Raw genomic sequence first — 23,575 nt, forward strand, 5'->3', positions numbered from 1 at the left:
TGTCGAAGCGTTCAGCGCCAGGGCCGGTTGTAGGCGCCCAGCGTGTGCTGCTGGCCTTCGGCGTGGCTGGCCAGCGTGGTGGTCCATTCGGGCTGGACGCTGTAGCGGCCCTGCGCCGCGGCCTGGTCGATCGCCGCGCGCCAGACGCGCGTGACCTGCTCGACATAGGCGGTGCTGCGCTGCCGGCCTTCGATCTTGATCGCCTTCACGCCCATCGCCATCAGCTCGGGCAGGATGGCCAGGGTGTTCAGGCTGGTCGGCTCTTCCAGCGCGTAGTCGCGCTCGCCGTTGACCGAGAAGCGGCCCTTGCACAGCGTGGGGTAGCCGCGCGGCTCGTCTGGCGCGTAGCGGTCGATCAGCACGCCGTTCAGGCGTGCCTGCATGCCGGCCGGGCCGTCGTCCTGCCAGCGCACGGCCGAGGGCGGCGAGCATACGCCGGCGTTGTTCGGCGACTGGCCGGTCACGTAAGACGACAGCGCGCAGCGGCCCTCGACCATCACGCACAGGCTGCCGAAGCCGAAGACCTCGATGTCGACATCGGTGTGCTTGATGACCTGGCCCACCTGCTGCAGCGTCAGCACGCGCGGCAGCACCGCGCGCTGGATGCCGTAGCGGCGACGGTAGAACTCGATCGCCGCATGGCTGGTGGCCGAGGCCTGCACCGACAGGTGCAGCCGCAGGTTGGGGTGGTGATCGCGGCAATAGGCCATCACCGCGCTGTCGGCCACGATCAGCGCGTCGGCGCCGAGGGTGACGGCCTTGTCGACCGCGCGGCGCCAGGGCCCCGGGTCGCGTGCGTCGGCAAAGGTGTTCAGCGCCATCAGCGCCTTCGCGCCCCGGGCGTGGGCGTGGGCCACGCCCTCGCGCACCTGCGCGTCGTCGAAGTTCAGGCCGGCGAAGTTGCGTGCGTTGGTGGCGTCCTTGAGCCCGAGGTAGACCGCGTCGGCGCCGGCGTCCACCGCGGCCACCAGGGCGCGCAGCGAGCCGGCAGGGCAGACGAGTTCAGGTGGGCGGGCATGGGTTTTGGCCGTTGTGGGCGGGTGGTCGTTGGGGTTCACGGTCAGGCGGTGGTCGAGATTCGGCCGACTATCGCCAGCCGACGCCACCATGGTTTTGCGTCACCGCAAGGGTTGCGCAAACACGCGGTGGCGAGCCCGGCGCCGCACCGGGCGACGGGCTCCAACCCCCGGCCCCCGCCGTCAGCAGCCGGTGGGCTGCGCCGTCAGCTTGAAGATCGACACGGCACCCACCAGACGCTGCGCCTGCTGTTTGAGGCTTTCCGCGGCGGCGGCGCTTTCTTCCACCAGGGCCGCGTTTTGTTGCGTCACCTGGTCCATCTGCGACACCGCCTGGCCAACCTGGCCAACGCCGGCACTTTGCTCCGTGCTCGCGGCGCTGATCTCGGCAACGATGTCGCTGACACGCTGGATCGCGCCCACGATCTGCTCCATCGTCCGGCCGGCTTCGTCGACCAGCGAGGTGCCTTGCTCGACCTGTTCGACGCTGCTGGTGATCAGGCTCTTGATCTCCTTGGCCGCTTCGGCGCTGCGCTGGGCCAGGCTGCGGACCTCGCTGGCGACGACCGCGAAACCGCGCCCTTGCTCGCCGGCACGCGCCGCCTCGACGGCCGCATTCAGCGCCAGGATGTTGGTTTGAAACGCGATGCCGTCGATCACGCCGATGATGTCGGCGACGCGTTTGCTGCCGTCGTTGATGCCCTTCATCGTGTCGACCACGCGGGAGACGACCGCGCCACCCTTGATCGCCACCTCGCTGGCCCCGATGGCGAGTTGACTGGCCTGTTTCGCGCTGTCGGCGTTGTTTCGCACCGTCGCGCCCAGCTGATCCATCGTCGCGGCGGTCTGCTGCAGGGCACTGGCTTGTTCCTCGGTGCGTTGGCTGAGGTCGGCGTTGCCGGTGGCGATCTGCGCCGAGCCGGTGGCGATCGACTCGGAGGCGCCACGAACGTCACCCACGATGCGCGCCAGGCTGGCCTGCATGGCGCCCAACGAAGCCAGCACGCTGCCGGCGGGCGCGGTCTCGGCGCCGGGGACTGGTGTGAGCTCCCCATTGGCCACACGCTGCGCCACCACGCCGAGCGCAGCCGGCTCGTCGCCGAGGGCGCGGGTGAGGTTGCGCGCGATCAGAAAGCCGGCCAGCCCCGCGGCGGCGAAGGTCAACAGGCAGGTCGCCGCGAGCAGGTTGCGCTGGGTCCGGAACGATTCTTCAGCCTGCGCCACCTGCGCTGCGGCGCCGCTGGCGGCGAATGCGCGGTAGTCTTCGCTCGCCTTGACGAGCGCCACGAGCTGCGGCCGGCATTCGTCGTTCATCTTGGTGATCGCGTCGTCGCGATGGCCGTCGAGTGCCAACTGGACGATGGCCGTCGCAATCGGGCCGTAGGTCGCCTCGACCTTGTCGATGCCGCCGATCTTCTGGCGCACATCCTCGGGCACGCCGGGGGCATTGGCCATGTCCCGCAGCTTGGCCATTCGCATCTGCACATCTTCGTGGGCCTGGGTCACTGCGGCCTTTTCGACCGCCAGATCGTCGGGCTTGGTGACGAGCACGAGGTTGCGCACGGCGATGGCTCGGCGGCCCACCGCGTCGCGAACGCTCTCGGCCAACAGCACGCGCGCATTGGCGCCGTGAACGAATCCGCTGAAACGGGTGTCGGCATCGGACAGTGATTTCAGCGACAGCCCCGCCACCAGCAGCACCATCAGCGCCAACGCTCCGTAAGACGTCAGCAGCTTGAGACGGACGGACATGTTGTCGAACATCATGGGTTCCCCCCGCAGGTGAGTGAGGGGCAGCGCGGCGGCGCGGCGGTTTTCAGATCGGTAAAGTCGCTCATTACTGCGAGACTCCTGGAGGATTTCAGATCGGCAGAAGTGCCGGCGACCGGGCGGCGGCAACCGTCACACGCCTATCGGCGCGAATCTCCGTACTGTTTAGCGAATTTATTCGCTCTTCGGGAATGAAATGCGAATTCACCGGGCTCATCGCGCTTTTGGCTTGGCGCCGCTGTGATTGAATCGGCAGGGCCCTGACCCACTCCGTCATCCATGCTCCCCAAGACCCTGGCCCTGATCGAGGACGATCAGGAATACTCGGAAGGCCTGTCGCGCTATCTGCGCGAACTGGGGGTCAGCGTCGACGCGTTCGCCGACAGCAACGACCTGCTGGCGCACGCCGATCCCTACGGCTACGAGTTCTACGTCACCGACCTGATGCTGCCGGGCGTCGACGGAGCGGACCTCATCAAGATCCTTCGGCAAAGAACCAATGCCGGCGTGCTCGTGGTGTCGGGCCGCCTGGCCCCGGAAACCTTCAAACAGGTCATCACGGCCGGGGCGGACATGTACCTGACCAAGCCGGTGCAGTTCGAGCAGATCGCCCTGGCGATCGAGGCGGTGTGTCGCCGGTCGGTGGCGCTGGACGCGACGCAGAACGTCTGGCGCCTGGACCGGCGCGTGGGCCAACTGATCGCGCCCGACGGGGCGCGGGTCGACCTGAGTGACGCCGACCGCAGCCTCGTCGAGTGCTTCGTCGAGGCAAAAGGCGAGGTCGTCCCGAGAGAGACGCTGCTGCAGCGCCTTGGCCGCACCGACGACCCCGAGGCCTCGGGCGGCTTGAACGCCACGGTCTTTCGCCTGCGCCGCCGCATCGAGCGTGCCACGCCGGCGACCGTGCCGCTGCAGACCAAGTCGGGGGTCGGCTACGCCTTTCGAGCCCCCCTCAAGGCGATCTAAGTCAACGCTGAACAAGTCCCTCGCGGGTCGCGCGTGCCTGCGCGCAGCCTCGCGGGGACTTATTCAGCGTCGCCCTGACGGCGGCGTCTAGCCTGCTCCCGTCTGGTCGATCACCAGGCGCAGCGTGGTGCCCTCGGGCCCGGTGCGCGCCACCTCGACGGTGCCGCCATGCAGGGCCATCACCTGCCGGACGATGTAGAGCCCCAGGCCGTTGCCGGTGTTGCTGTCGCTGCCCCGTGCGCCGCGCGAGAACAGGGTGGGCAAGAGTTCGGGGCGGATCCCCGGGCCCGAATCGCTCACCTCGATGACCAGGCCCAGCGGGTCGTCCGAATCGTCGATCAGCACCTTCACCGGCGAGCCGGGCGGGCTGAATTTCAAGGCGTTGGACAGCACATTGCGCAGCGCCAGCCGCGCCAGGCTCATGTCCATGAAGGCGGTCCGCGTCGACGTGTTGCGCCGAACCTGGATCCGATGTCGCTCGGCGTCGGGCATGTCCGCGATGCTCACGGCGATCAGCGTGTCCACATCGGTATCGGTGCGCAGGATGGGCTCTGGCCGCGCCAGCAAGGCCGCCACGGCCAGCGTGTTGTCGATGCTGCCCAACACCTGGCCCAGCACGGTCTGTGCGCGCACCAGTTGCTCTGCCGCGAAACCCTCGCCCATCGTGCGCAGCGCCCCTTGCGCGCTCTGCAGGGCGGCCGAGGCGTTGTTCAGCGGCTGCCGCACTTCGTGGGCGAGGACATCGAGCATTTCCGTCCGCTCGTGCAGCAACGCATCCAGCGCCGCCGCATGCTCTTCGATCTGGTTTCGAAGAAGCTGCTCGCGGCGCAGGGCGGCTTGCGTCTCCTTCAGCTGGGTCACCTCGGTCACCTGGACCAGGAACCCCCGGACGACACCGTCCACGACGTCGGGGATGTACTCTGCCAGGCTGTGGCGTTGAACGCCCCCCGGGCCCGGGACGATGCGCTCGAACACCTGGCTTTCACCGGCCAGCGCCGCGCGCATGTACGGCTCGTTCTGCGCGAACAGGTCGGGGCCGAGCAGGTCGCGGATCGAAGTGCCGATCAGGCGATCGGGGTCGGCGCCGAACCATCGCTCATAAGCCCGGTTGGCGAACCGGCAGCGCAGGTTGCGGTCCCAGTAGGCCAGCATCGACGGCACACGGTCGACCAGCAGCCGCATGTAGTAATCGACACCGTTGTCGAATTCGTCGCTCATCGGGATGGCCTTGCAAGATGGATCAGGCTTCTTCTTGGCATTCTGCGGCCTGTTCCGTGCCCCAGCGGTCTCGCGGCTTGATCTTCAGCAAGGGGGCAGGGGCGCCGCCGAGCGAAGCTGTGGTGAAGGAGATTTCTGCCATGGCCCCCTTGACCCTGACCGTTCTTCGCGACGAGCACGCGGCGCTGGCCGCGATGCTGCGCTCGGTGCTGCTGCTGTTGGGCGACCACCGCCAACGCGGCACGCTGCCGGATTTCTCGGTGCTGCGGGCCATGCTGTTCTACGTCGACGAGTTTCCCGAGAAGCGCCACCACCGCAAGGAAACCGAGCTGCTGTTCCCGAAGCTGCGGGCCCGCACCCCGCTGGCGCGGCCCCTGTTGGACCGCCTGGACCAGGACCACGCGAGCGGCGAACAGCGGGTGCGCGAGCTGGAGCATGCGTTGCTCGGCTTCGAGATGATGGGTGAGTCGCGGCGCGACGCGTTCGAGCAGGCGATGGCGCGTTACGTCGATTTCTACCTGGCCCACATGGCGCTGGAAGAGCGCGAGGTGCTGCCGCTGGCCGAACGGGTGCTCACCGCCGACGACTGGCGCGACCTGGACGAGGCCTTTGCCGCCAACCAGGACCCGCTGACCGGCCACGACGCCGAGGGCCCATACCGCGCGCTGTTCACCCGCATCGTCAATCTGGTGCCTGCGCCGCTCGGCCTGGGCCCGGCATCGACCGCGGCCAAGGCCGCTGCCCGTCGGGGGTGAGTGGAAGAAGAGTTGACCGGCCGCCTGCGCCGGCCGGCCGGTCCATCAGATGATCGTGGACAGCAGCACGGCCTGCATCACGTAGCGGCGCTTGTCGGCCAGCGGCTCGTCGCCGGTCAGCAGTGGCGCCAGTTCGGCGCTGGCGTGTGAGGCCGTGGCCAGCCCGTCGTAGACCGGGATGCTGGCGACGCCGGCCAGCTGCTGCACCAGCGAGGCCGGCAGGCCCTGGCATTCGACGGCGTCGTACAGGCGCCCGAGCAGGCGGGCGGTGTCCTGCACCTCGTTGTATTGGCTTTGCGGCGTGAACGCCGAGCGGATGACGGCCACATGCCCGCCCAGCGCGGCGGCGGCGGCGCAAAAATCTTGTGCGGCGGTGGTCTCGTCGTTGGCGCGCAGCAGCCCCAGCTTCTTTCCCCGCAACAAGGGTTGCGTGGTCCCGGCCTGGGCGGCGCGCTGCAACTGGCGTGCGCTGTCGAGCAGCGTCTGGCGGTCGGGCCAAGGCAGCTTGGCAGGTCCGTCAAAAGAGCCGGGTTGGGCGAGCGGGTGCATGGCGTTTGGGGAGGTGGTACGCACGACAGGGATCTTGGGAACGAAGCCTACGGGCCCGCACGGCCGCGGCTTTGATGCCCGTCAACCCACCGCCGTGCACTCCGTGTTGATACCGAGTTGACACAAGGTGTTCACGCAGCGTTACCGAGCGACGCCGGCCGTTGTCACGCCATTGCCGGGCGCTGCCTAGCATTCACTCACCGCCCCAAGCACCGACCCTTCAGGAGAGACCGACATGCTGAGCACCGCCACCCCCCACGCCGCCGCCCCGTTCAACCGCGCTGCCGTGGCTGCCAGCTGGGTGCCCAAGAGCGATGCGGCCGCCAACCAGCGCGCCAGCCAGGCGACCTCGGACACGCTGAAGCTGCTGGGTGACCGCCTGTCGCCGCAGCGCCGCGTGGTGCATGCTGGCGACGTGATCTACCAGGCCGGCGAGCGCTTCGGCAACCTCTACATCCTGAACTCGGGCTTCTTCAAGATCGTCACCGTGTCGCCCGATGGCCGCGAGCAGGTCGTGGGCCTGAAGTTCCGCGGCGACTGGCTGGGCTTCGACGGCATCGCCAACAACGAATACGCCTGCGACGCGGTGGCGATGGACATCGGCGAGGTCTGGATCGTCCGCTACGACACGCTGCTGGCGGCCTGCGCGGCCCAGCCGGCGCTGTTGACGGTGCTGCACGAGGCGATGAGCCGCGAAATCGCCCGTGACCGCGACTCGCTGATGTCGGTCTGCACGCTGCCGGCCGATGCCCGCGTGGCCGATTTCCTGCGCTACTGGGCCGAATCGCTGGCCAAGCGCGGCATGCGCACCGACCAGATCACGCTGCGCATGACCCGTGCCGAGATCGGCAACTACCTGGGCATGACGCTGGAAACGGTCAGCCGCGCACTGTCGAAGCTGGCCCGCGACAACCTGATTCGCTTCGTCGAGAAGGGCCGCCGCGACATCCACATCCCCGAGGTGAACGCGCTGAGCGAGTTCATCCAGGGTTGCCTGGCACCCGCTGCGAGCCCCGTTCTCCAGTGACCCAGCGCAGGCTCAGGCCTGCGAGATGACCCGGGCGATCGCCCGCGCCAATTGGGCACGGGTGTAGGGCTTGGGCAGCAGCTCCCAGCTGGCTGGCGCTTCGCGGTCGGCATCGAGCAGCTCTGACGAGAAACCCGACATCAGCAGGATCGCTAGCCGCGGGAAGCGCTGCTGGGCGAGCTGGGCCAGCGCGGTGCCGCGCATGCCGGCCCCCAGCGCGATGTCGGTCAGCAGCAGGTCGAAATCGGCGTCGGGCGACAGCACGTCCAGCGCCTGTTCGGCACTCGTGCACGCCGTCACCACGCACCCCAGCGTGTCGAGGAAGGTGCGCACCACCGCCCGCACCTCCGGGTCGTCTTCGACCAGCAGCACCTTCAGGCCCAGTGGCACGGCGTCGCCGGTGGCGGGGTCGACCTCTTCGCGGCCGATGTCGGTGCCCGGCCGCGGGATGTAGAGCGTCAGCGTAGTGCCTTTGCCGGCGGCGCTCTGGATCTCGACCGCGCCCTTGGACTGTTTGACGAAGCCGTAGACCGTGCTGAGCCCCAGGCCGGTGCCGCGGCCGAGTTCCTTGGTGGTGAAGAAGGGCTCGAACGCCCGCTCTTTCACCTCGTCGGGCATGCCCGTGCCTGTGTCGGCGATCGAGATCGCGACGAAATGCTCGTCGGGCGCCGTGGGGTCGTCCAGCTCGCTGCGCAGCTCGGTCGGCAGGTGCGCGCGCGCACGGCCGCTGAAGCGCAGCGAACCACCGTCGGGCATCGCGTCGCGGGCGTTGATGGCGATGTTCAGCAGTGCCGATTCGAGCTGGCCCGGGTCGGCCAGCACCGCCGGGCAATCCGGCGACGCGTCGACCTCGATGCGGATGCGCTGGTCGAGCGTGCGCCGCAGCATGTCGGCCAGCGAATGCAGCAGCTGGCTCACGTCGACCGTGTTGGGCTGCAGCACCTGCCGGCGCGAGAACGCCAGCAGCTTGCTGGTCAGCTCGGCGCCACGCCGGCTGGCACGGGCGGCCGCGGCGACCAGCTGCTGGCCATAGGCATCGTCGGCCAGGCCCGGCAGCTCTTCCAGCACCTGCAGGTTGCCCTGGATCACCGTCAGCAGGTTGTTGAAATCGTGGGCGATGCCGCCGGTCAGCTGGCCGACGCTCTCGAGCCGCTGGGCGTGGTTCAAGGCCTCTTCCGACTGGGCCCGTTGCTGGCTGCTGGCCAGCAGGTTGGCCAACGATTCGAGAAAACGCAGCTCGTCGTCACCAAAACGGCGGTCGCCGCGCGCATGCACCGTGAGCACGCCGGTCACCCGGCCGCGGTCGGACAGCGGCACGGCCACGCCGCTGGTCAGTGCAGCCTCGGCGTAGGCGGGCGGCATCTGGAAGCGCTGTTCGGTGCGGTAATCGGTGACAACGATGGGTTTGCCCTCGGCGTAGACCAGCCCCGCGGGCCTGTCGGGGCGGTTGGGCACCCGCGCGCCGACGCCTTCGCCGGGCAGCAGCCCGACGCCGCCGGCGACGCGAAACTCGAGCCGGCTGGGTTCGAGCAGCATCACCGATGCCGATTCGACCTGCAGCGCTTCGGCGGCGATCGCCGGGACCTGGTCGAGCAGGGCCTGCGGGTCGCGCGCATCCACCGCCAGCCGGCCCAGCTGCGCCAGGTGCTCGCTGTAGCGTGCCCGCTGCAGGGCCTGCAACACACGCGGGTAGGCGCCGATGTCGCGGATGGCCGCCACCACCAGCGGCAGGCCGTGGTCCTGCAGCGGGCTCAGCGCGATCTCGACCATCACCTCGCTGCCGTCCCGGCGCCGGGCCACCAGTTCCATCTGGGTGCCCATCGGCCGCGAGCGGGGGGCGCGGCCATAGGCCTCGCGGTAGGCGGCGTGGCGCGGGCGGATGCTGTCGGGCACCAGCATCTCGATGCCGGCGCCGATCAGCTCTTCGATCGTGTAGCCCAGCAGCTTCGCGGCGGCCGGGTTCGCCAGCACGATCTTGCCGGCGGCGTCGGCCACCAGCAGCGCGTCGGGGTAGGCGCCGAACAGCGAGAGAAAGACGCTGTCGTCGTCGATGCCGGAGGGCAGGGCGCCAGGGATCGTCGGAGCGTTCATGGCAGCGGTGCCTCCGTTGGGGTTCAGGCAGGCCTCGGGGGCGTCACGCCGCAGTCACCGGCGGGACCAGGATGTAGCCGGCCCCTCGCACCGACTTGATGATCTGCGGGTCTTCTGCATCGGTTTCGAGCTTCTTGCGCAGGCGGCCGACCTGCACGTCGATCGTGCGGTCGAACGGGGCGGCTTCGCGGCCGCGCGTCTGCTCGAGCAGGAAATCGCGCGACAGCACACGGCCCGGGTGCTGCGCAAAGGCGCACAGCAGGTCGAACTCGCCGGTGGTCAAGGCCACGTCCTGCCCATGGGGCCCGGTCAGCCGGCGCGCCGCGGTGTCGAGCGCCCAACCGGCGAAGGACAGCGTGGTCTTGGCGGGGGCGCTGGCTGCGGCAGCGGCGGCGGCCGGGGCGTCGCCGGGCGTCAGGCGGCGCAGCACGGCCTTGATGCGGGCCAGCAGCTCGCGCAGATCGAACGGCTTGGTCACGTAGTCGTCGGCGCCGACTTCGAGCCCCACGACCTTGTCGACCGAATCGCCGCGGCCGGTGACGATGACCAGGCCGCAGTGCCAGTGCTCACGCAACTGGCGGGCGATCGAGAAGCCGTCTTCGCCGGGCAGGCCCAGGTCGAGCAGCACCAGCGCCGGCGGGTCGCCTGCCATCAGCTCCATCAGTGCCCGGCCCGAGTGCAGCTGGCTGACCCGATAGCCATGGCTTTTCAGGTAGTTGGCCAGCAGTGTGGTGATGTCGACTTCGTCGTCGAGAACAGCAATGTGAAGTGGGACGGTCACGTTCGGTCGTCTAAAAGGCCGGGCTGGCTGGCTGGTCCGCAAGCGGCCAAGGGCGGCGCCACTATACGATCGTAAACCTGCCCAGACGGCAAAACGGCCCGCCGACGTAGGGTCAACGTGTCGCCGATGCTGCAGCGGTCGGGGCCGTCATATTTGACGGCTGGGCGTCGTTCGGCGCCTGGTTCGGCGTTTGGTTCGGCGCCTGGCCCGGCGCCTCGTACAGCAGCGCGGCCGTGCGCCGCTGCACGAAGCCGCCCCAGGCCTGCTGCCAGCGCTCGCGCACCTGGGCGGGCGGCACGCCGTCGCGCAGCTGCTGCAGCACCTGCGCCGAGCCGACCATGCCGAGCGTGCGCTCGGCCATGAACTGCCGCGGCCACAGCCGGTGCAGCACCTGCACCAGCGCCGCGCCCAGCAGCGCCGGGTCGAAGCGCGCGCGGTCGGTCACCCGCAGCGCCACCCCCTCGCAGCGCTGGTCGGCATACGGCGCCGCCTTCGGCACGAACTGGATCGCCCGCACCGCGAGCCCGGGCAAGGTCAGCTCGGTCAGCGCCTGGGCCAGCCGGGCGCCGTCCACCCACGGCGCGCCGACCCATTCGAACGGGTGCTCGGTGCCGCGGCCCACGCTGACCGGCGCGCCTTCGACCCAGGCGACGCCGGGGTACAGGCGCGCGCTGTCGGGGCGGCGCAGGTTGGGCGAGGGCGGCACCCAGTCGAGCCCGGTGTCTTCGAAGTCCATCGCCCGCCGGTAGCCGCGCATCGCCACCACCTGCAGGTCGACCCCCACGCCTTCGTCGGCCTTCAGCTCTGCCGCCAGGTAACGGGCCAGTTCACCGATCGTCATGCCGTGCTGCACCGGCAGCGTGGTGTAGGCGGTGAACGATTTGAGGTTCGGGTCGAGCGTGGGCCCGGTCACCCGGTCGGCGCGCGCCGGGTCGGGCCGGTCCAGCACGACCACCGGGATGCCGGCCTTGGCGGCGGCACGCAGGCATTCGCCCAGCGTGGCGAGGTAGGTGTAGAAGCGCACGCCGGCGTCCTGCAGGTCGATCACCAGCGTGTCGATGCCTTGCAGCGATTCGGGCGACGGCCGCGGCGAGGCGCCATACAGGCTGACCACCGGCAGCCCGCTGAACGGTTCGGTGCCCGAGTCGATGCGGCCTTCTGCGTCGGCGTTCAAGCCATGCTCGGGCGTGAACAGGCGCACGAGTTGGACACCCGGTGCGTGGCGCAGCCGGTCCAGCGTGCGCCAGCCGTGGCGGTCGATCGCGGCCGAGTGCGTCACCAGCCCGACGCGGTGGCCCTGCAGCATGGCGTAGCCCTGCTGGCGCAGCACGTCGATGCCGGTCCACACGGGGGCCGGGCCGTCGTCGGGCCGCGGCGCCTGCGGGTAGAGAGCGCCCCCAGGAAACGTCGTCGACGTTTCCGCCCCCCATGGGGGTGAGTCAACTCGGGAGCGGCCCTTCGTTGACTCATGCGGCGCTTCGGCGCCCGGGGGCGCCGGGGCTCTCAGGCTGGCCACCAGTGCCAGCACCTGGCGGCGCAGCGGGCGCGCGTCGCCCCGGCCGTCGGGGTGCAGCCGGCTGGTCAGCAGCACCACGAAGCGGTGGTGGGTGAAATCCAGCCACAGGCCGGTGCCGGTGTAGCCGGTGTGGCCCACGGCGCCCAGCGACGGCAGCGCGTCGCGCTCGGCCTGAAGCGGCGCTATCAGCGACCAGCCCAGGCCGTGCCAGGCGGTGGCCGAGGCGGCGCCTTGCGGGCGCTGCAGGTCCTGGATCGTGCCGCGAAACAGCGGCGCGTCCGGCCCGGCGCGCAGCAGGGCCTGGGCGAAGCGGGCCAGGTCGTCGGCGGTGCCGAACAGGCCCGCGTGCCCGGCCACGCCGCCGGCGCGGCGAGCGGTCGGGTCTTGCACCGTGCCGCGCAGCCAGCCGTTGCCGGCCGGCTCGGTGGGGGCGATGCGGGGCCGCAGGCGCTGGGGCGGGCGAAAGCCGGTGTCGTGCATCTGCAGCGGCTCGAAGACCCGCCGCTCGCATTGCGCATCGAGCGAGCGGCCGGCCACCCGCTGCACCAGCACGCCGAGCGTGAGGAAGTTCAGGTCGCTGTAGACATAGCGGGTGCCGGGCGGGTTGACCGGCGTCTCGGCCAGCAGCCGTCGCCACACGTCGGCCGCGCCGTCGCTTGGGCGCAGCGTCAGCCCCGGCCGCAGGCCCGAGCTGTGCGACAGCAGCTGGCGCACAGTGATCGCACCCTTGCCGCCGGCTGCGAAGGCCGGCCAGTAGCGGGCCGCGGGGGCGTCGAGCTGCAGGCTGTCGCGCTCCACCAGCTGCAGCACCGCGGTCGTGGTGCAGATGGCCTTGGTCAGCGAAGCGAGATCGAAGACCGTGTCCGGCGTCATCGGCTCGGGCTGGGGGCCGGCCGCGCGCAGGCCCCAGGCGCGCCGCAGCCAGATGTGCTGCGCATCGCCGATGACCGCCACCGCCCCCGGCACCTTGCCGGCGGCGATCTGGCCGCGCACCGCGGCGTCGAGCGGCGACCAGTCGGTGGGCACCGGCTCGGCACCGACCCCTGCCGCCAGCGACAGCAGCCCGATGGCCAGGCACCGCGCGATGCTCAACGCGGCGCGGCAAGTTTCAGGCCGGCGGCGGTGTACTGGTTGTGCGCGTTCCACAGCATCCATCCATCGGTGCCCGACGCTTCGGCGGCGTCGATCTGCGCCTTGATCTCGTCGGCATCGAACGGCCGGTGGTCGAAGGCGTAGTCGCGAAAGGCCTGCAGCCAGGGCCGAAAGCGCACGCCGCTGACCTTGGTGCGCTGCAAGGCGCGCTGCAGCGAGCGGTGCACGATCTCGTAGGGCGCGGCCACCGGTTGCGTGAAGCCGGGGATGCCGAAGCTGAAGCCCGACGGGTACAGCATCGGCGACAGCACATCGACATGGCCGATGATGGCCTCGAGCTGCTGGCCGATGCGGGTGTCGTTCTCGTTCCAGCAGATGTAGCCGAACACATCGGCCGCGATCGACACGTTGTACAGCGCCAGCCGGTTACGCGCCGCGTCGAGAAAGCCGGTGATCGCGGCGATGCGGCCCGGCTCCTCGTCGGGCTGCGAGAAGCGCAGGCCGGCGGCATCGGGAAAGCGCAGGTAGTCGAACTGCACCTCGTCGAAGCCCAGGCGGGCGGCTTCCTCGGCCACGTCGAGGCTGAAGCCCCAGGCCTCGGTGCGAAAGGGGTCGATCCAGGCCAGGTCTTCGCGATCGGTCCAGACCGCGCCGGCGGCGTTGTGCACCGCCCATTCGGGGTGCGCGTTGGCCAGCCGGTCGTCCTTGAACACGACGATGCGAGCGATCAGGTACAGCCCGCGCGCATGCAACTGCTCGACCATCGTGGCCATGTCGCGCACGGTGATCGGGGTTTGCGCGCCGATGCCGGCCGCGGCGTAGGCCGCGCTGGGGTAGGGCACGATGCTGCGGTCGCCCTTGATGTCGATCGCCAGTGCGTTGATTTCGCTGCTCTCGGCCAGCGCCAGGGCGCCGTTGCGCAGGCCGGCATCGCCGATGCCGTAGGCCGACAGGTACAGCGCCTTGGGGTGGAAAGGCGTCAAGGCCACGCGCACCGTGGCGTCGCCAGGCGGTGCTGCCTGGATCTGGCGCCGGTAGCCGGGCGCCCGTGCCGACACCGAGGGCGCGTTGCCGGGCAGGTTGAAGCTGCCCTGGTCGTCGGTCACCGCCCACTGCGTGCCGGCCACGACGTGCGCGCGGGCGATCGGCCCACCGGTCGTGGCGTCGACGACCTTGCCTTCGAGTGCAACGGCGGCACCGCAGGCCAGTGTCAGTGCCAGGGTGAGGACGAAAGTAGCCAGGCGGCGCAGAGGCGCCAGGGTGCGTGGGGTCATCGGTCTCGGTCGGTGGCAAAGGCTTGTTCGAGCAGGCGTGTCAGCGGCCCGGCGCCCATCGCGTCGGTCACCAGGTGGCGGGGCAGGGCCTGCAGCTCGTCGTGCAGCGACACATCGCGGTTGCCGAGCGCGAACGAGGCCTCGTAGCCCAGCCGCGCGGCCAGCGCCATCAGCCCATCGTCGGTCATGCCGAAAGGCCAGGCCAGCAGTGTGGGCCGGGCGCCCAGCCGCTCGCGCAGGCGGTCGCGGCTTTGCACCAGCTGGCTGGTGGCGAAGCGCTCGAAATCGGCGGCCGTGCGGGCGCGGCGCTCGCGCGGCAGGTGCGGGTGCCAGTAGGTGTGCGATTCGATGCGGTAGCGGCCGGTGGCCTGCAGCGCCGCGAGCTGGTCCCAGGTCATCGCGTAGCTGGCGTTCGACACGGCCGACGGGTAGACGAACAGCGTGACCGGCCAACCGGTGTCGCGCAGCATCGGCGCCATCACCTCGGCCTGGCTGCGGTGGGCGTCGTCGGCCGTCAGCGCCACCGCGCGTGGCGGCAACTGCGCCAGTTCGCCACGGCGCCACGCGACCACGTCGGTCAGCGGCACGACCGTGCAGCGCAACTCTCGCAGCACGCGCAGGTGCGCCTCGAAGGTGGTCTCGCGCACCGTCATGCTGTCGGCCACGGTGGCGGCGAAGCGGTGGTAAACCAGCACCGGCACCCGTGGCGCCGCAGCCGCCGAGGCCTGCGCGAACGGCCCGGCCCAGGCAGCGCCGCCCAGCAGCGTGATGAAGCGGCGCCGGCCGCCGGTCATTCGGTGCCGCGTACCAGCAATACCGGCACCGGCGACGAGCGCACGATCTGCTCGGCGTCGCTGCCCATCACCAGCCGGCCTACGCCGCGGCGGCCGTGGGTGCCGATGACGATCAGGCCGGCTTTCCACTTCCTGGCGTCGTCGACGACGACGTCGCACACTCGGCCGGCGAGGTTGTCCATCAGTTGGGTCTCGGCCTGGCCACCGGCGGCATCGATGCGGGCCTTGGCGGCGTCGAGGATGGCCTGGCCGCCTTCCTTCAGTTGATTCAGCAACTCGGGCGTCATCGCCATGCCGGTGTAGGGCGTGGCGGCGAAGGCCCACATGTCGACCACGTGCAGCAGCTTGATCTTGGCGCCCGTCAGGCGGGCCAGCTTGATGGCCTCTTCAAGACCCTTGTCGGAGGTGGCGCTGCCGTCGACGGGGCAAAGGATTCGTTCGTACATGGTGAGGCCTCGGGGTGTGGGGGTATTCAGACGGGCTGGTCCGCGGCCGGCGGCACCAGCAGCACCGGCAGCGGGCTGTGGCGGCTGACCTGCTCGGCCACGCTGCCCAGCACCGCGCGGCGAACGCCGCTGCGGCCATGGGTGCCGATGACGATCAGTTCGCACTGCATCGTCACGGCCGTCTCGACGATGCTGTTCGCCGCGGTTTCGATCGCGGTGCAGACCTCGGTGCGGCATGCCACGTCCGCCGCGTCGGCCAGGTGCACGCCCTTGGCCAGCATCTGCTCGGCAGCGTGGCGGCGCCGCGCGCGCTGCTCGTCCAGCGGCTCGCTGGCGGCGAGCTGGCGCACGTTCGGAAAGTCGTCGATCACATGCAGCAACACCAGCTGCGTGCCCTGGCCACGGGCCAGGCGGATCGCCTCGCGCAGGCCGCGCTCGGCGGTGTCGCTGCCGTCCATCGGCACGAGAATGCGCTGGTACATGGGGGCCTCCGAGTCAAACGTGCCTGCCCATTGTTCGGCCGGCGTGTGGCGGGGCGCTTGATCGATCTCAAGCTACACGGCGCGCCGCGAGACCCTCGCCCCGTCTTTCACGGCGGCGCTCGGGTAGACGATCACCACGTCGTCCAGTGTCAGCCCCTTGCTGACCCACGCTTCGCCGCCGTGGCGGCCGCCCAGCTGCACCGGCACCAGGTGCGCGCGGCCCTGGCGGAACACGAAGACGGCCGAGCCGCCATCGGCCGCGCCCGACCCGCTCGCCGCCGCCGCAGCCGCCACCGGGAACACCGCCCCCACCGGCACCTTGACCGCGCTGTCGACTGATTGCGTCACGATCCGCACGCCGACGCGAAACGCGTCGCCCAGCGCCGCCCATTCGGCCGCCGGGCTGGCGATGTCGATCAGCACCTTCACGCGCTGCTCTTCGACCCCCAGCGCCGAGACCTTGGTGAACGCCGCCGGCTCGATCTGGCGCACCCGCCCCTCCAGCGCCGTGGGGCCGCCCCAGCGCTCGATCAGCACACGGCTGCCGGGGCCGATGCGCAATGCGTCGGCGGTCAGCAGCTCGGCAACGACCTCGAGGTTGCGCGTGTCGCCGATCTCAAGCAGCGGCGTGCCGAGCGTGACCACGGTCTCGCTGGCCTGCACCACGCGCATCACCCGGCCGCCGATCGGCGCACGCAACGCAAAGCTGCGCGCACCGGCCTGCGTGGGGCTGCGCACCGCCATCAGCGCGGCGCGCGCCTGCTCGACCTCGTGGTCGGCCATGTGGCGGTCTTCGTTGGCGGCGTCGAGCTCTTTCTGCGCGGCCTCGACGCCGAGCCGGTCGTTGTCGAACTTGTTGGGCGAGATGAAGCCCTGGCTGGCCAGCAGCTCGCTGCGGCGCACCTCGTTGCGTGCCTGCTGCAGCTGTACCCGGGCGGCGCCGGCCCGCGCCGCGGCCCGCTGCACCTGCGCTTGCGCGATGTCGACCCGCAGCTGCTGCTCGCGCAGCGTGCGCTCGTCGAGCATCGGCGACAGCACCGGCTGCAGCGTGGCCACCACGGCGCCGGCCTCGACCGGGTCGCCCTCGCGCAGCGCGATGCGCGTCAACAGGCCCGCCAGCGGCGCCGAGACGACGTAGCGGTCGCGCAGGCGTGTCTTGCCGTCTTCGTCGATGCTGCTCTCGAAGCGGCCCTGCGACACCGCCGCCACCTCCACCTCGACCGACCGCGGCGCGAACGCCCACGCCAGCAGCGCGGCCGTGGCCACGGCCGCGGCGCCGCCATAGATCCATCGTTTGCTCAGGTGCATGTTCAGTCTCTCGTCTTCAAGGCCGACACCATGTCCAGCCGGTCGATGCGGCGCCGAACGATCAGCGCGCTGGCGGTGCCGGCGGCCAGCACGCACAGCGCGGCCCAGGCGTAGGTGCGGGCACGGATGACCACCGGAAAGTAGAACTGGTCGGACTTCAGCAGCTCGGTCACCGTGTGGACCAGGGCCCAGCCCATCAGCATGCCGATCGGCAGCGCCACGCCGATGACGATGGCCAGCTCGCCCAGCAGCAGGCCCGAGACCTCGCCGCGCGTGAAGCCCAGCACGCGCAGGCTGGCCAGCTCCCAGGCGCGCTCGGCCAGGGCGATGCGCGCGTTGTTGTAGACCACGCCGATCGCGATGATGCTGGCGAAGGCGGTCAGGATGCTGCTCATGATGCGCACGTTGCGGGCGCTGATCTCTTCCATGTTGCGCAGCATCGTGGCCTTGCTCCAGGCGCCGGCCACGCGCGGCAGCGCCTTGCTGGCTTCGAGCGCCAGGCCTTCGCGGCCGCGCTCGACCGACAGCACGAAGCCGGTCGACAGGTCGGCCTCGGCGAGCGTGCGGTTCAGCTCGCCGCGCTCCATGTAGGCGTTCAGGCCCATCATCTCGCGCACGGTGCCGCCCAGCGGCACGGTCAGCGTGCGTTCGCGGCCTTCGAGCAGCTCGATCTGCACCGGGTCACCGGGCTTGAGCGCCAGCTTGTTGGCCAGCCGGTCGGTCATGACCAGGCCACGGCCTTCGAGCAGCGTTTCACGGCGGTCCACATCGATCACGCGGTACAGGTCGGGCCGGCCCGCATAGCCGCGGATCATGCTGCGCTCGCGCAGGTGGCCGTTGACGAAGGTCACCGGCACGAAGCGGGTCGATTCGACCCCCGTCACTCCGGGCAGGCGGGCCAGCTCGTGGCTCACGGTGGCGTCGTCGACCGGCTCGGCCGTCCACACCGTCAGGTCGCCGCGCAGGCCCAGCTGCAGCTGGGTGTCGACGACGACCTCGATCGCGTCGCGAAAGAAGTTGCCCATGATGACGATGGCCACCGCCGCGGCCACGCCGGTGATCGACAGCACCGAGCGGATCGGCCGCCGCTCGATGTTGCGAACGATCATCCGCAGCGCCGGCGGCATCGTCTGCAGCCCCAGCCGTTCGAGCAGCGTGCGCCGGTAGTGCCCGGGTGCCGGCGGGCGCATCGCCTCGGCCGGCGGCAGGCGCACGGTGGCGATGATCGCGTTCAGCGTGCCGAGCACCGCGGTCAGCACGGTCAGGCCGGCGCTGACCACCAGCAGCCAGGGCGCCACGCGGTGCTCGAAGGTCGGGAAGTGGAAGAACTCGGCGTACAGGCCGGTGAACATCGTGCCCAGCTGGTCGCCGGCGAACACGCCCAGCACCAGCCCGAGCGCCACGATCACCAGCACCAGCTTCAAGTAGTGGATGCCGATCGTCAGGTTCGGGTAGCCCAGCGCCTTCAGCGCCGCGATCTGCTCGCGCTGGGTCGACACCAGCCGCGACACGACGACGTTGAGCAAGAAGGCCGCGACGCCGAGAAAGATCGCCGGCAGCACGGTGCCGAGCACGCGCTGCTCCTTGATCTCGTTGTCGAGCATCGCGTGCGAGGTCTGGTCGGCGCGGCCATATGCCTCGCGCCCGCCATAACGCGCCAGCTGGCGGCCCACGCTGTCGATCACCGCCTGCTCCGACGCACCCGGCGCCAGCTTCAGCGTGACGCGGTTGAAGGCACCCTGCATGTCGTAGGCGGCGGCCAGCGCGTCGCGGTCGAGCCAGAAGACGCCGAAGCCGCGCGTGTCGGGCATGCCCCACAGGCCGGCGAAGATGAACTCGGGCGACAGCGCGGTGCCGGTCAGTTCGAGCGTGCGCTGGCGGCCGTTGACCAGCGCCTGCACCCGGTCGCCGGCGCGCAAGTGGTGGGCCTGCGCGAAGGCCTCGGAGACCAGGGCTTCGAGCAGGCCGTCGCTGCGGCCGGGATCGGGCCGCCGCCCGCTGCTCAGGCTGAGCTGGTTCAGGCGCGCCGGCTGGCGCGCGTCCAGCCCGATCAGCTGGCCGATGATCGGGTCGGTCACGCCGGCCAGCTCGACCCGCACGATCTGCTCGATCGACACCTGCACGTCGGCCACGCCGGGCGTGTCGCGCAGGCTGTCGGCCAGCGCGCTGGGGGCCCGCTTGACGCTGGCGAACACATCGGCGAAGCGGGCGGTGGTGTAGAAGCGGTCGCGCGCCAGCGCCAGCGAATCGACCGCCGACAGGCTGGTGATGAAGCCGCCGACGCCGCTGGCCACCACCAGCGCGATCGTCAGCGCCTGGCTCCACATCAGGCGCAGGTCGCGCAGCAGCTTGCGGTCGAGTGCCTTCATGGGTTCACCAGGCCAGCTCGTCCGGCCGCAGCTTGTGGGCATTGGGCACGATGCGCTGGATGCGCCCGTCGCCCAGGTAGACCACGCGATCGGCCATGCCGGCGATCGCCGCGTTGTGGGTGATCACGATCGCGGTGGTGCCGATCTGCTGGTTCACGTCGGCGATCACCTCGAGCACCAGCTTGCCGGTCTGGTAGTCGAGCGCGCCGGTCGGCTCGTCGCACAGCAGCACCTTGGGTCGCTTGACGATGGCGCGCGCGATCGCCACGCGTTGCTGCTCGCCCCCCGAGAGCTGGGCCGGAAAGTGATCGCGCCGCGGCGTCAGCCCGACCCGGTCGATCGCCTCGTCGACGGGCATCGGCGCCTCGACGATGTCGGTCACCAGCGCCACGTTCTCGCGCACCGTCAGGCTGGGGATCAGGTTGTAGAACTGGAACACGAAGCCGACATGGCGGCGGCGGTAGGCCGTCAACGAGGCTTCGTCGGCCTCGCTGAGGTTCTGCTCGCAGAACAGCAGCCGCCCGCTGCTGGCCACGTCGAGCCCGCCCAGGATGTTGAGCAGCGTCGACTTGCCGCTGCCCGACGGGCCGAGCAGCACGACGAACTCTCCCTCGGCGACGTCGAGGTCGACATCGCGCAGCGCGACGACCTCGACATCGCCGGTGCGGTAGGTCTTGCCGATGCCCCGAGCGCTGAACAGCGGCGCCGCGCCGGCCGGGCGCTCAGCCTCCGCCATGGGCCGCGGGGGCAGGGGCGGCACGGTCGCGCTGCAGTTCGGCCAGCGTCGCGTGCAGCAGCGGCGGCTTGGCGTGCGCCAGCTGGCGCCAGCGCCAGCCGACCGCGCCAGAGGCGGCAAGGAAACCGCCCGCCAGCGCGCCCAGCAGCGTGACGCGGTGTTCAGCCGGGCACCACAGCACCAGCCAAGCCGCGCCGAGCAGCACGGCCACCAGCAGCAGGAACAGCGTCATCGTGGCGCCTAGCAGCAGCTGCGCCAGGCGCAGCCGCTCTTCTTCGATCTCGACGGTCGCGAGCTCCAGCCGCGTGCGGCCGATGTCCAGCACGTCGGCCAGCACCTGCCGCGCGGCGTCGCCCAGCGCACCCATCAGCGCCGTGCCGCGAGAAAGCCGATCAGCAGCCCGACCGCGGCGGCAACACCCATCGCGCTGTAGGGGTGCTCGTGCACGGTGTGGTTGGCGGCCCGCGCGGCGCGCTTGGCGCGGTACAGGGCGGCGTCTTCGAGGTCGTCGAGCTGGTCGCGCATCTTGCGGACCTGGTCGGAGAACTGGTCACGCACGGCGTCGAAAGCCTGGTCGCCGGTGTCGGCGGCCGACGACAGCAGGTGGTCGGCTTCTTCGATCATGCGGCGCAGGTTGGTGGCGAGGCCTTGCTTGGCGTCGGCGACGGTGTCCATCGGGGTTCCTTTCGTCAGGCAAGCGGTAGAAGTACCGCCTTGGGCCGATGCTATGCAGCACCCGGCGCCAAGGCTTGACAAAGCGCAAGCCTGTGGCGGGCGGCCCGGGGCCGGACGGGCCGCGGCACCGGTTGCGCCAGATCAAGCCAGGGCCGGCCGTGGCGCCGAAGAATCGGCCGATCTGCCATGGAAGGAGCCTGCGATGGCCTACCGAAGCCTGATGGTGCTGCTGGCGCAAGACGCCCACCACGTCGCCCGTGTGCACTACGCGATCAAGCTGGCGCAGGCGCTCGATGGCCACCTGATCGGCCTGGCGCCCACCGGCTTGCTCGAGGTGCCGATGCTGCAGGGCTCGTCAGGCGCGATGGGCGAGCTGGCCGGCCAGGCCTGGCGGCTGATGCGCGAGCGGGCCGACGACGCGGTGGAGTTGTTTCGCCGCACCTGCTCGGCGGCCGGGTTCGCCTCGCACGAATCGCTGGTGGTCGAGGACGACCACGCGGTGGCGCTGATCCGGCATTCGAACTGCTGCGACCTGGCGATCATGAGCCAGCCCGAGCCGGGCTCGGCCGGCTACGCCGAGGCGCGGGCGCTGCTCGAAGAGATGGTGCTGCTGAGCGCGCGGCCGACGCTGATCGTTCCGTACGCCGGCCAATTTGCGCCGCCGCAGCGCCGCGCGATGGTGGCCTGGGACGAAGGCCGCGAGTCGGCGCGGGCCGTGGCCGACGCGCTGCCGTTGCTGGTGCGCATGGACAACGTGCAGCTGACGACCTGGCGCACGGCCCGCCAGCCAGACGACCCGGCGCTGGCCGAGCGCACCGCGGCGTTCTCGAAGTGGTTGTTGTGGCACGGCGTGCAGGCCGAGGTGCGCACCGAGGTCAGCGACGTGCCGGTGGCCGAGGCGATGCTGTCACGCGCGGCCGACCTCGGTGCAGACCTGCTGGTGATGGGCGCCTACGGCCACCCGCGCTGGGCCCAGCGCGTGCTGGGCGGTGCCACGCGCGGCATTCTCGATTCGATGACCGTGCCGGTGCTGATGTCGCACTGACCGCCTGGCCGCGGGGGCGGGTCAGGGCTTGCGGGTGCTGGGGGTGCTGGTCTTGGCGGCCACGCGTGCCGGCGGCTTGAACAGCTGGCGCTCGCCGGCCTTGCGGTCGAGCTGGCGGGCGATGTTGCCGCAGACCAGGTCGCACAGCGCATAGACCGAGTCGTCGGCGATCTGGTAGTAGGCGCTGGTGCCGCGGGTTTCGCGCTGCACGAGGCCGTGGCGGGTGAGGAACGACAGATGGCGCGAGATGTTGGCCGAGGTGTAGCCGCACAGTTGCGCCAGCTCGCCGACGCTGCGCTCGCCGCTGCGCAGCAGGTTGAGGATCTGCAGGCGAGTCGGCTCCGACAGCGCCTGGAAATACGCCGCCACTTGTTCGAGCGCCTCGGGGGGCAGGTCTTGCATGCTGGATGCGGAGCAGTTGGTGAACACGGATGATGCCTCATTGACCCTGTGGCTGTGTGCGACATTAGGCAAGTTTGTGATTGACTATTTAGCTACGTAGTTAATAATAGCGACCAATATGAACTTCGTCCACCCCTCCATCGCCTGGTTCGCGCCCGTTCGTGAACCGCTCGTCACCCTGGGCCGTGCGCTGCGCCATGCGCTTGGTTGGGCCGCCCTGGGGCTTGTCGTCGCCGGCGCCCATGCCGCCGCACCGGGCGCCTCGCCGCCGTTGGCCACGGCCCCGGTCGTGTCCAGCAGCGCCACCGGCAGCGCAGGTTGGGACGGGGTGGTCCAGGCCGTGCGCCAGACCACCGTCGCCGCGCAGGTGCCGGGCGCCGTGGTGGCGCTGGAGGTGAGGGCGGGCGACAGCGTCAAGGCAGGCCAGGTGCTGGCCCGGCTCGATGCGCGCGCCGCCGAGCAGACGGCCGCCGCCGGTGCCGCGCAGGCGCAGGCCGCCCGCGCCGCGCAAGACGAAGCCACCAAGGAATTCGCGCGCCAGCAGCAGCTGTACGAGCAGCACTACATCAGCCGCGCGGCCCTCGACCGGGCCGAGGCGCAGTACAAGTCGGCCCAGGCGCAGGCCGGCGCGCAGCTGGCCAATGCCGGCGCGGCGCGCACCCAGTCGGGCTTCTATGTCGTGAAGGCGCCGTACGCCGGCGTGGTGGCCGACGTGGCGGTGGTGCTGGGCGACATGGCGATGCCCGGCACGCCGCTGTTGACGCTGTACGACCCGCTGGCGATGCGGGTCAGCGTGGCGGTGCCGCAAACGGTGGCCACCCGCTGGTCGCCCGACGCGGCGGTGCAGATCGAGCTGCCGGGTTTGCCGGGCGGCCGCGCCGTCACGCCGGCCAAGACCCGCCTGCTGCCGGCGGTAGACCCGGCGACCCACACGCTGGAGCTGCAGCTGGACCTGCCGGCCGGCCTGGCCGGCGTGCGGCCGGGCATGTTCGCGCGTGCGTGGCTGCCAGGGGCCAGCGAGGCCGGTTCGAGTGCGGGGCCGAGTGCCCGGCTCTATGTGCCTGCCCGGGCCATCGTCACCCGCGCCGAGTTGACGGCGGTGTACGTCGTCGGGGCCGACGGGCGCGTGTCGCTGCGCCAGGTGCGGCGCGGTGCCACCGTGGGCGAGCAGGTCGAGGTGCTGGCGGGTGTGTCGGCCGGTGAGCGCGTTGCGCTCGACCCGCAGGCGGCCGCGCGCGCCAGCCTGGGGGCCACGCCGTGAAG

The 23,575-nt window shown here is 70.7% G+C and carries 22 protein-coding genes; 5 read left to right on the forward strand and 17 right to left on the reverse strand.

Annotation, left to right across the window (positions count from 1 at the left end):
• Window positions 1-11 precede the first annotated feature (11 nt).
• Window positions 12-1,058, reverse strand: a complete 1,047-nt coding sequence (locus tag ACE3SG_RS10515) for a peptidase U32 family protein (protein WP_374564820.1) — start codon at window positions 1,056-1,058, stop codon at window positions 12-14.
• A gap of 141 nt (window positions 1,059-1,199) precedes the next feature.
• Window positions 1,200-2,915, reverse strand: a complete 1,716-nt coding sequence (locus ACE3SG_RS10520; protein WP_374564822.1) for a methyl-accepting chemotaxis protein — start codon at window positions 2,913-2,915, stop codon at window positions 1,200-1,202.
• A 150-nt stretch (window positions 2,916-3,065) separates the two neighbouring features.
• Here ACE3SG_RS10520 and ACE3SG_RS10525 point away from each other — a divergent pair, with 150 nt between their 5' ends.
• Window positions 3,066-3,752 carry a response regulator transcription factor gene (locus ACE3SG_RS10525; protein ID WP_374564823.1) on the forward strand — a complete coding sequence of 229 codons (687 nt, stop codon included), beginning with the start codon at window positions 3,066-3,068 and terminating at the stop codon, window positions 3,750-3,752.
• Between the two features lie 87 nt (window positions 3,753-3,839).
• Here ACE3SG_RS10525 and ACE3SG_RS10530 read toward each other — a convergent pair whose 3' ends face one another.
• The gene (locus ACE3SG_RS10530; RefSeq protein WP_374564824.1) at window positions 3,840-4,970 is read right to left on the reverse strand and encodes an ATP-binding protein; all 1,131 of its coding nucleotides are present in this window, start codon (window positions 4,968-4,970) and stop codon (window positions 3,840-3,842) included.
• Window positions 4,971-5,110: 140 nt separating this feature from the next.
• Between ACE3SG_RS10530 and ACE3SG_RS10535 the strand changes: the two genes are divergently transcribed.
• Window positions 5,111-5,725 carry a hemerythrin domain-containing protein gene (locus ACE3SG_RS10535; RefSeq protein WP_374564825.1) on the forward strand — a complete coding sequence of 205 codons (615 nt, stop codon included), beginning with the start codon at window positions 5,111-5,113 and terminating at the stop codon, window positions 5,723-5,725.
• Between the two features lie 45 nt (window positions 5,726-5,770).
• Here the strand turns inward: ACE3SG_RS10535 and ACE3SG_RS10540 are convergent, their stop codons facing one another.
• Window positions 5,771-6,274 carry an ornithine carbamoyltransferase gene (locus tag ACE3SG_RS10540; RefSeq protein ID WP_374564826.1) on the reverse strand — a complete coding sequence of 168 codons (504 nt, stop codon included), beginning with the start codon at window positions 6,272-6,274 and terminating at the stop codon, window positions 5,771-5,773.
• Window positions 6,275-6,509: 235 nt separating this feature from the next.
• On the opposite strand from ACE3SG_RS10540, the gene ACE3SG_RS10545 reads away from it, so the two are divergent.
• Window positions 6,510-7,301 carry a Crp/Fnr family transcriptional regulator gene (locus ACE3SG_RS10545; RefSeq protein ID WP_374564827.1) on the forward strand — a complete coding sequence of 264 codons (792 nt, stop codon included), beginning with the start codon at window positions 6,510-6,512 and terminating at the stop codon, window positions 7,299-7,301.
• Window positions 7,302-7,313: 12 nt separating this feature from the next.
• On the opposite strand, the gene ACE3SG_RS10550 is transcribed toward ACE3SG_RS10545, so the two are convergent.
• The 12 genes from ACE3SG_RS10550 to ACE3SG_RS10605 all read right to left on the reverse strand — a co-directional run bounded on the left by ACE3SG_RS10550 (window position 7,314) and on the right by ACE3SG_RS10605 (window position 20,865).
• Window positions 7,314-9,392, reverse strand: coding sequence for a PAS domain S-box protein (locus ACE3SG_RS10550; RefSeq protein WP_374564828.1), 2,079 nt, complete (start codon window positions 9,390-9,392; stop codon window positions 7,314-7,316).
• Window positions 9,393-9,435: 43 nt separating this feature from the next.
• Complete coding sequence (locus ACE3SG_RS10555; protein WP_374564829.1) at window positions 9,436-10,173, reverse strand: winged helix-turn-helix domain-containing protein; 738 nt, start codon at window positions 10,171-10,173, stop codon at window positions 9,436-9,438.
• Between the two features lie 112 nt (window positions 10,174-10,285).
• Window positions 10,286-12,781, reverse strand: a complete 2,496-nt coding sequence (locus ACE3SG_RS10560) for a serine hydrolase (RefSeq protein WP_374564831.1) — start codon at window positions 12,779-12,781, stop codon at window positions 10,286-10,288.
• Window positions 12,778-14,055, reverse strand: a complete 1,278-nt coding sequence (locus tag ACE3SG_RS10565; protein ID WP_374564832.1) for a putative glycoside hydrolase — start codon at window positions 14,053-14,055, stop codon at window positions 12,778-12,780. Before ACE3SG_RS10565 ends, ACE3SG_RS10560 begins: the two co-directional genes overlap by 4 nt.
• Window positions 14,052-14,849: a polysaccharide deacetylase family protein gene (locus ACE3SG_RS10570; protein ID WP_374564833.1), complete on the reverse strand. Its 798-nt coding sequence runs from the start codon at window positions 14,847-14,849 to the stop codon at window positions 14,052-14,054. Before ACE3SG_RS10570 ends, ACE3SG_RS10565 begins: the two co-directional genes overlap by 4 nt.
• The gene (locus ACE3SG_RS10575; RefSeq protein WP_374564834.1) at window positions 14,846-15,295 is read right to left on the reverse strand and encodes a universal stress protein; all 450 of its coding nucleotides are present in this window, start codon (window positions 15,293-15,295) and stop codon (window positions 14,846-14,848) included. Before ACE3SG_RS10575 ends, ACE3SG_RS10570 begins: the two co-directional genes overlap by 4 nt.
• Window positions 15,296-15,321: 26 nt before the next feature.
• Complete coding sequence (locus ACE3SG_RS10580) at window positions 15,322-15,777, reverse strand: universal stress protein (protein WP_374564835.1); 456 nt, start codon at window positions 15,775-15,777, stop codon at window positions 15,322-15,324.
• A gap of 72 nt (window positions 15,778-15,849) precedes the next feature.
• A complete protein-coding gene (locus ACE3SG_RS10585; protein ID WP_374564836.1) occupies window positions 15,850-17,085 on the reverse strand; it encodes an efflux RND transporter periplasmic adaptor subunit in 1,236 nt (411 codons plus the stop codon).
• Window positions 17,086-17,087: 2 nt separating this feature from the next.
• Window positions 17,088-19,454, reverse strand: coding sequence for an ABC transporter permease (locus tag ACE3SG_RS10590; RefSeq protein ID WP_374564837.1), 2,367 nt, complete (start codon window positions 19,452-19,454; stop codon window positions 17,088-17,090).
• A 4-nt stretch (window positions 19,455-19,458) separates the two neighbouring features.
• On the reverse strand, window positions 19,459-20,190 hold the full coding sequence (locus ACE3SG_RS10595; RefSeq protein WP_374564838.1) for an ABC transporter ATP-binding protein: 732 nt from the start codon (window positions 20,188-20,190) through the stop codon (window positions 19,459-19,461).
• Complete coding sequence (locus ACE3SG_RS10600; RefSeq protein ID WP_374564839.1) at window positions 20,177-20,557, reverse strand: phage holin family protein; 381 nt, start codon at window positions 20,555-20,557, stop codon at window positions 20,177-20,179. Before ACE3SG_RS10600 ends, ACE3SG_RS10595 begins: the two co-directional genes overlap by 14 nt.
• Window positions 20,557-20,865 (reverse strand): YqjD family protein, encoded by a 309-nt coding sequence (locus ACE3SG_RS10605; protein ID WP_374564840.1) that lies wholly within the window; start codon window positions 20,863-20,865, stop codon window positions 20,557-20,559. The genes ACE3SG_RS10600 and ACE3SG_RS10605 overlap by 1 nt, the downstream gene beginning before the upstream one ends.
• A 202-nt stretch (window positions 20,866-21,067) precedes the next feature.
• Here ACE3SG_RS10605 and ACE3SG_RS10610 point away from each other — a divergent pair, with 202 nt between their 5' ends.
• The gene (locus ACE3SG_RS10610) at window positions 21,068-21,910 is read left to right on the forward strand and encodes a universal stress protein (protein ID WP_374564841.1); all 843 of its coding nucleotides are present in this window, start codon (window positions 21,068-21,070) and stop codon (window positions 21,908-21,910) included.
• A gap of 21 nt (window positions 21,911-21,931) precedes the next feature.
• Here ACE3SG_RS10610 and ACE3SG_RS10615 read toward each other — a convergent pair whose 3' ends face one another.
• On the reverse strand, window positions 21,932-22,312 hold the full coding sequence (locus ACE3SG_RS10615; RefSeq protein ID WP_374564843.1) for an ArsR/SmtB family transcription factor: 381 nt from the start codon (window positions 22,310-22,312) through the stop codon (window positions 21,932-21,934).
• A gap of 118 nt (window positions 22,313-22,430) precedes the next feature.
• Here ACE3SG_RS10615 and ACE3SG_RS10620 point away from each other — a divergent pair, with 118 nt between their 5' ends.
• Window positions 22,431-23,573, forward strand: coding sequence for an efflux RND transporter periplasmic adaptor subunit (locus ACE3SG_RS10620; RefSeq protein ID WP_374564845.1), 1,143 nt, complete (start codon window positions 22,431-22,433; stop codon window positions 23,571-23,573).
• Window positions 23,574-23,575: the final 2 nt, after the last annotated feature.

It is taken from the genome of Ideonella sp. (assembly GCF_041914305.1).
Lineage (GTDB): Bacteria > Pseudomonadota > Gammaproteobacteria > Burkholderiales > Burkholderiaceae_C > Ideonella.

What these genes read in the sequence shown, in the direction of transcription:
- ACE3SG_RS10525 (WP_374564823.1), top strand. Translation starts at nt 3,066, where the DNA reads ATGCTCCCCAAGACCCTGGCCCTGATCGAGGACGATCAGGAATACTCG.
- ACE3SG_RS10530 (WP_374564824.1), bottom strand. Translation starts at nt 4,970, where the DNA reads ATGAGCGACGAATTCGACAACGGTGTCGATTACTACATGCGGCTGCTG.
- ACE3SG_RS10535 (WP_374564825.1), top strand. Translation starts at nt 5,111, where the DNA reads ATGGCCCCCTTGACCCTGACCGTTCTTCGCGACGAGCACGCGGCGCTG.
- ACE3SG_RS10540 (WP_374564826.1), bottom strand. Translation starts at nt 6,274, where the DNA reads ATGCACCCGCTCGCCCAACCCGGCTCTTTTGACGGACCTGCCAAGCTG.
- ACE3SG_RS10545 (WP_374564827.1), top strand. Translation starts at nt 6,510, where the DNA reads ATGCTGAGCACCGCCACCCCCCACGCCGCCGCCCCGTTCAACCGCGCT.
- ACE3SG_RS10550 (WP_374564828.1), bottom strand. Translation starts at nt 9,392, where the DNA reads ATGAACGCTCCGACGATCCCTGGCGCCCTGCCCTCCGGCATCGACGAC.
- ACE3SG_RS10565 (WP_374564832.1), bottom strand. Translation starts at nt 14,055, where the DNA reads ATGACCCCACGCACCCTGGCGCCTCTGCGCCGCCTGGCTACTTTCGTC.
- ACE3SG_RS10570 (WP_374564833.1), bottom strand. Translation starts at nt 14,849, where the DNA reads ATGACCGGCGGCCGGCGCCGCTTCATCACGCTGCTGGGCGGCGCTGCC.
- ACE3SG_RS10575 (WP_374564834.1), bottom strand. Translation starts at nt 15,295, where the DNA reads ATGTACGAACGAATCCTTTGCCCCGTCGACGGCAGCGCCACCTCCGAC.
- ACE3SG_RS10580 (WP_374564835.1), bottom strand. Translation starts at nt 15,777, where the DNA reads ATGTACCAGCGCATTCTCGTGCCGATGGACGGCAGCGACACCGCCGAG.
- ACE3SG_RS10585 (WP_374564836.1), bottom strand. Translation starts at nt 17,085, where the DNA reads ATGCACCTGAGCAAACGATGGATCTATGGCGGCGCCGCGGCCGTGGCC.
- ACE3SG_RS10590 (WP_374564837.1), bottom strand. Translation starts at nt 19,454, where the DNA reads ATGAAGGCACTCGACCGCAAGCTGCTGCGCGACCTGCGCCTGATGTGG.
- ACE3SG_RS10595 (WP_374564838.1), bottom strand. Translation starts at nt 20,190, where the DNA reads ATGGCGGAGGCTGAGCGCCCGGCCGGCGCGGCGCCGCTGTTCAGCGCT.
- ACE3SG_RS10600 (WP_374564839.1), bottom strand. Translation starts at nt 20,557, where the DNA reads ATGGGTGCGCTGGGCGACGCCGCGCGGCAGGTGCTGGCCGACGTGCTG.
- ACE3SG_RS10605 (WP_374564840.1), bottom strand. Translation starts at nt 20,865, where the DNA reads ATGGACACCGTCGCCGACGCCAAGCAAGGCCTCGCCACCAACCTGCGC.
- ACE3SG_RS10610 (WP_374564841.1), top strand. Translation starts at nt 21,068, where the DNA reads ATGGCCTACCGAAGCCTGATGGTGCTGCTGGCGCAAGACGCCCACCAC.
- ACE3SG_RS10615 (WP_374564843.1), bottom strand. Translation starts at nt 22,312, where the DNA reads ATGCAAGACCTGCCCCCCGAGGCGCTCGAACAAGTGGCGGCGTATTTC.
- ACE3SG_RS10620 (WP_374564845.1), top strand. Translation starts at nt 22,431, where the DNA reads ATGAACTTCGTCCACCCCTCCATCGCCTGGTTCGCGCCCGTTCGTGAA.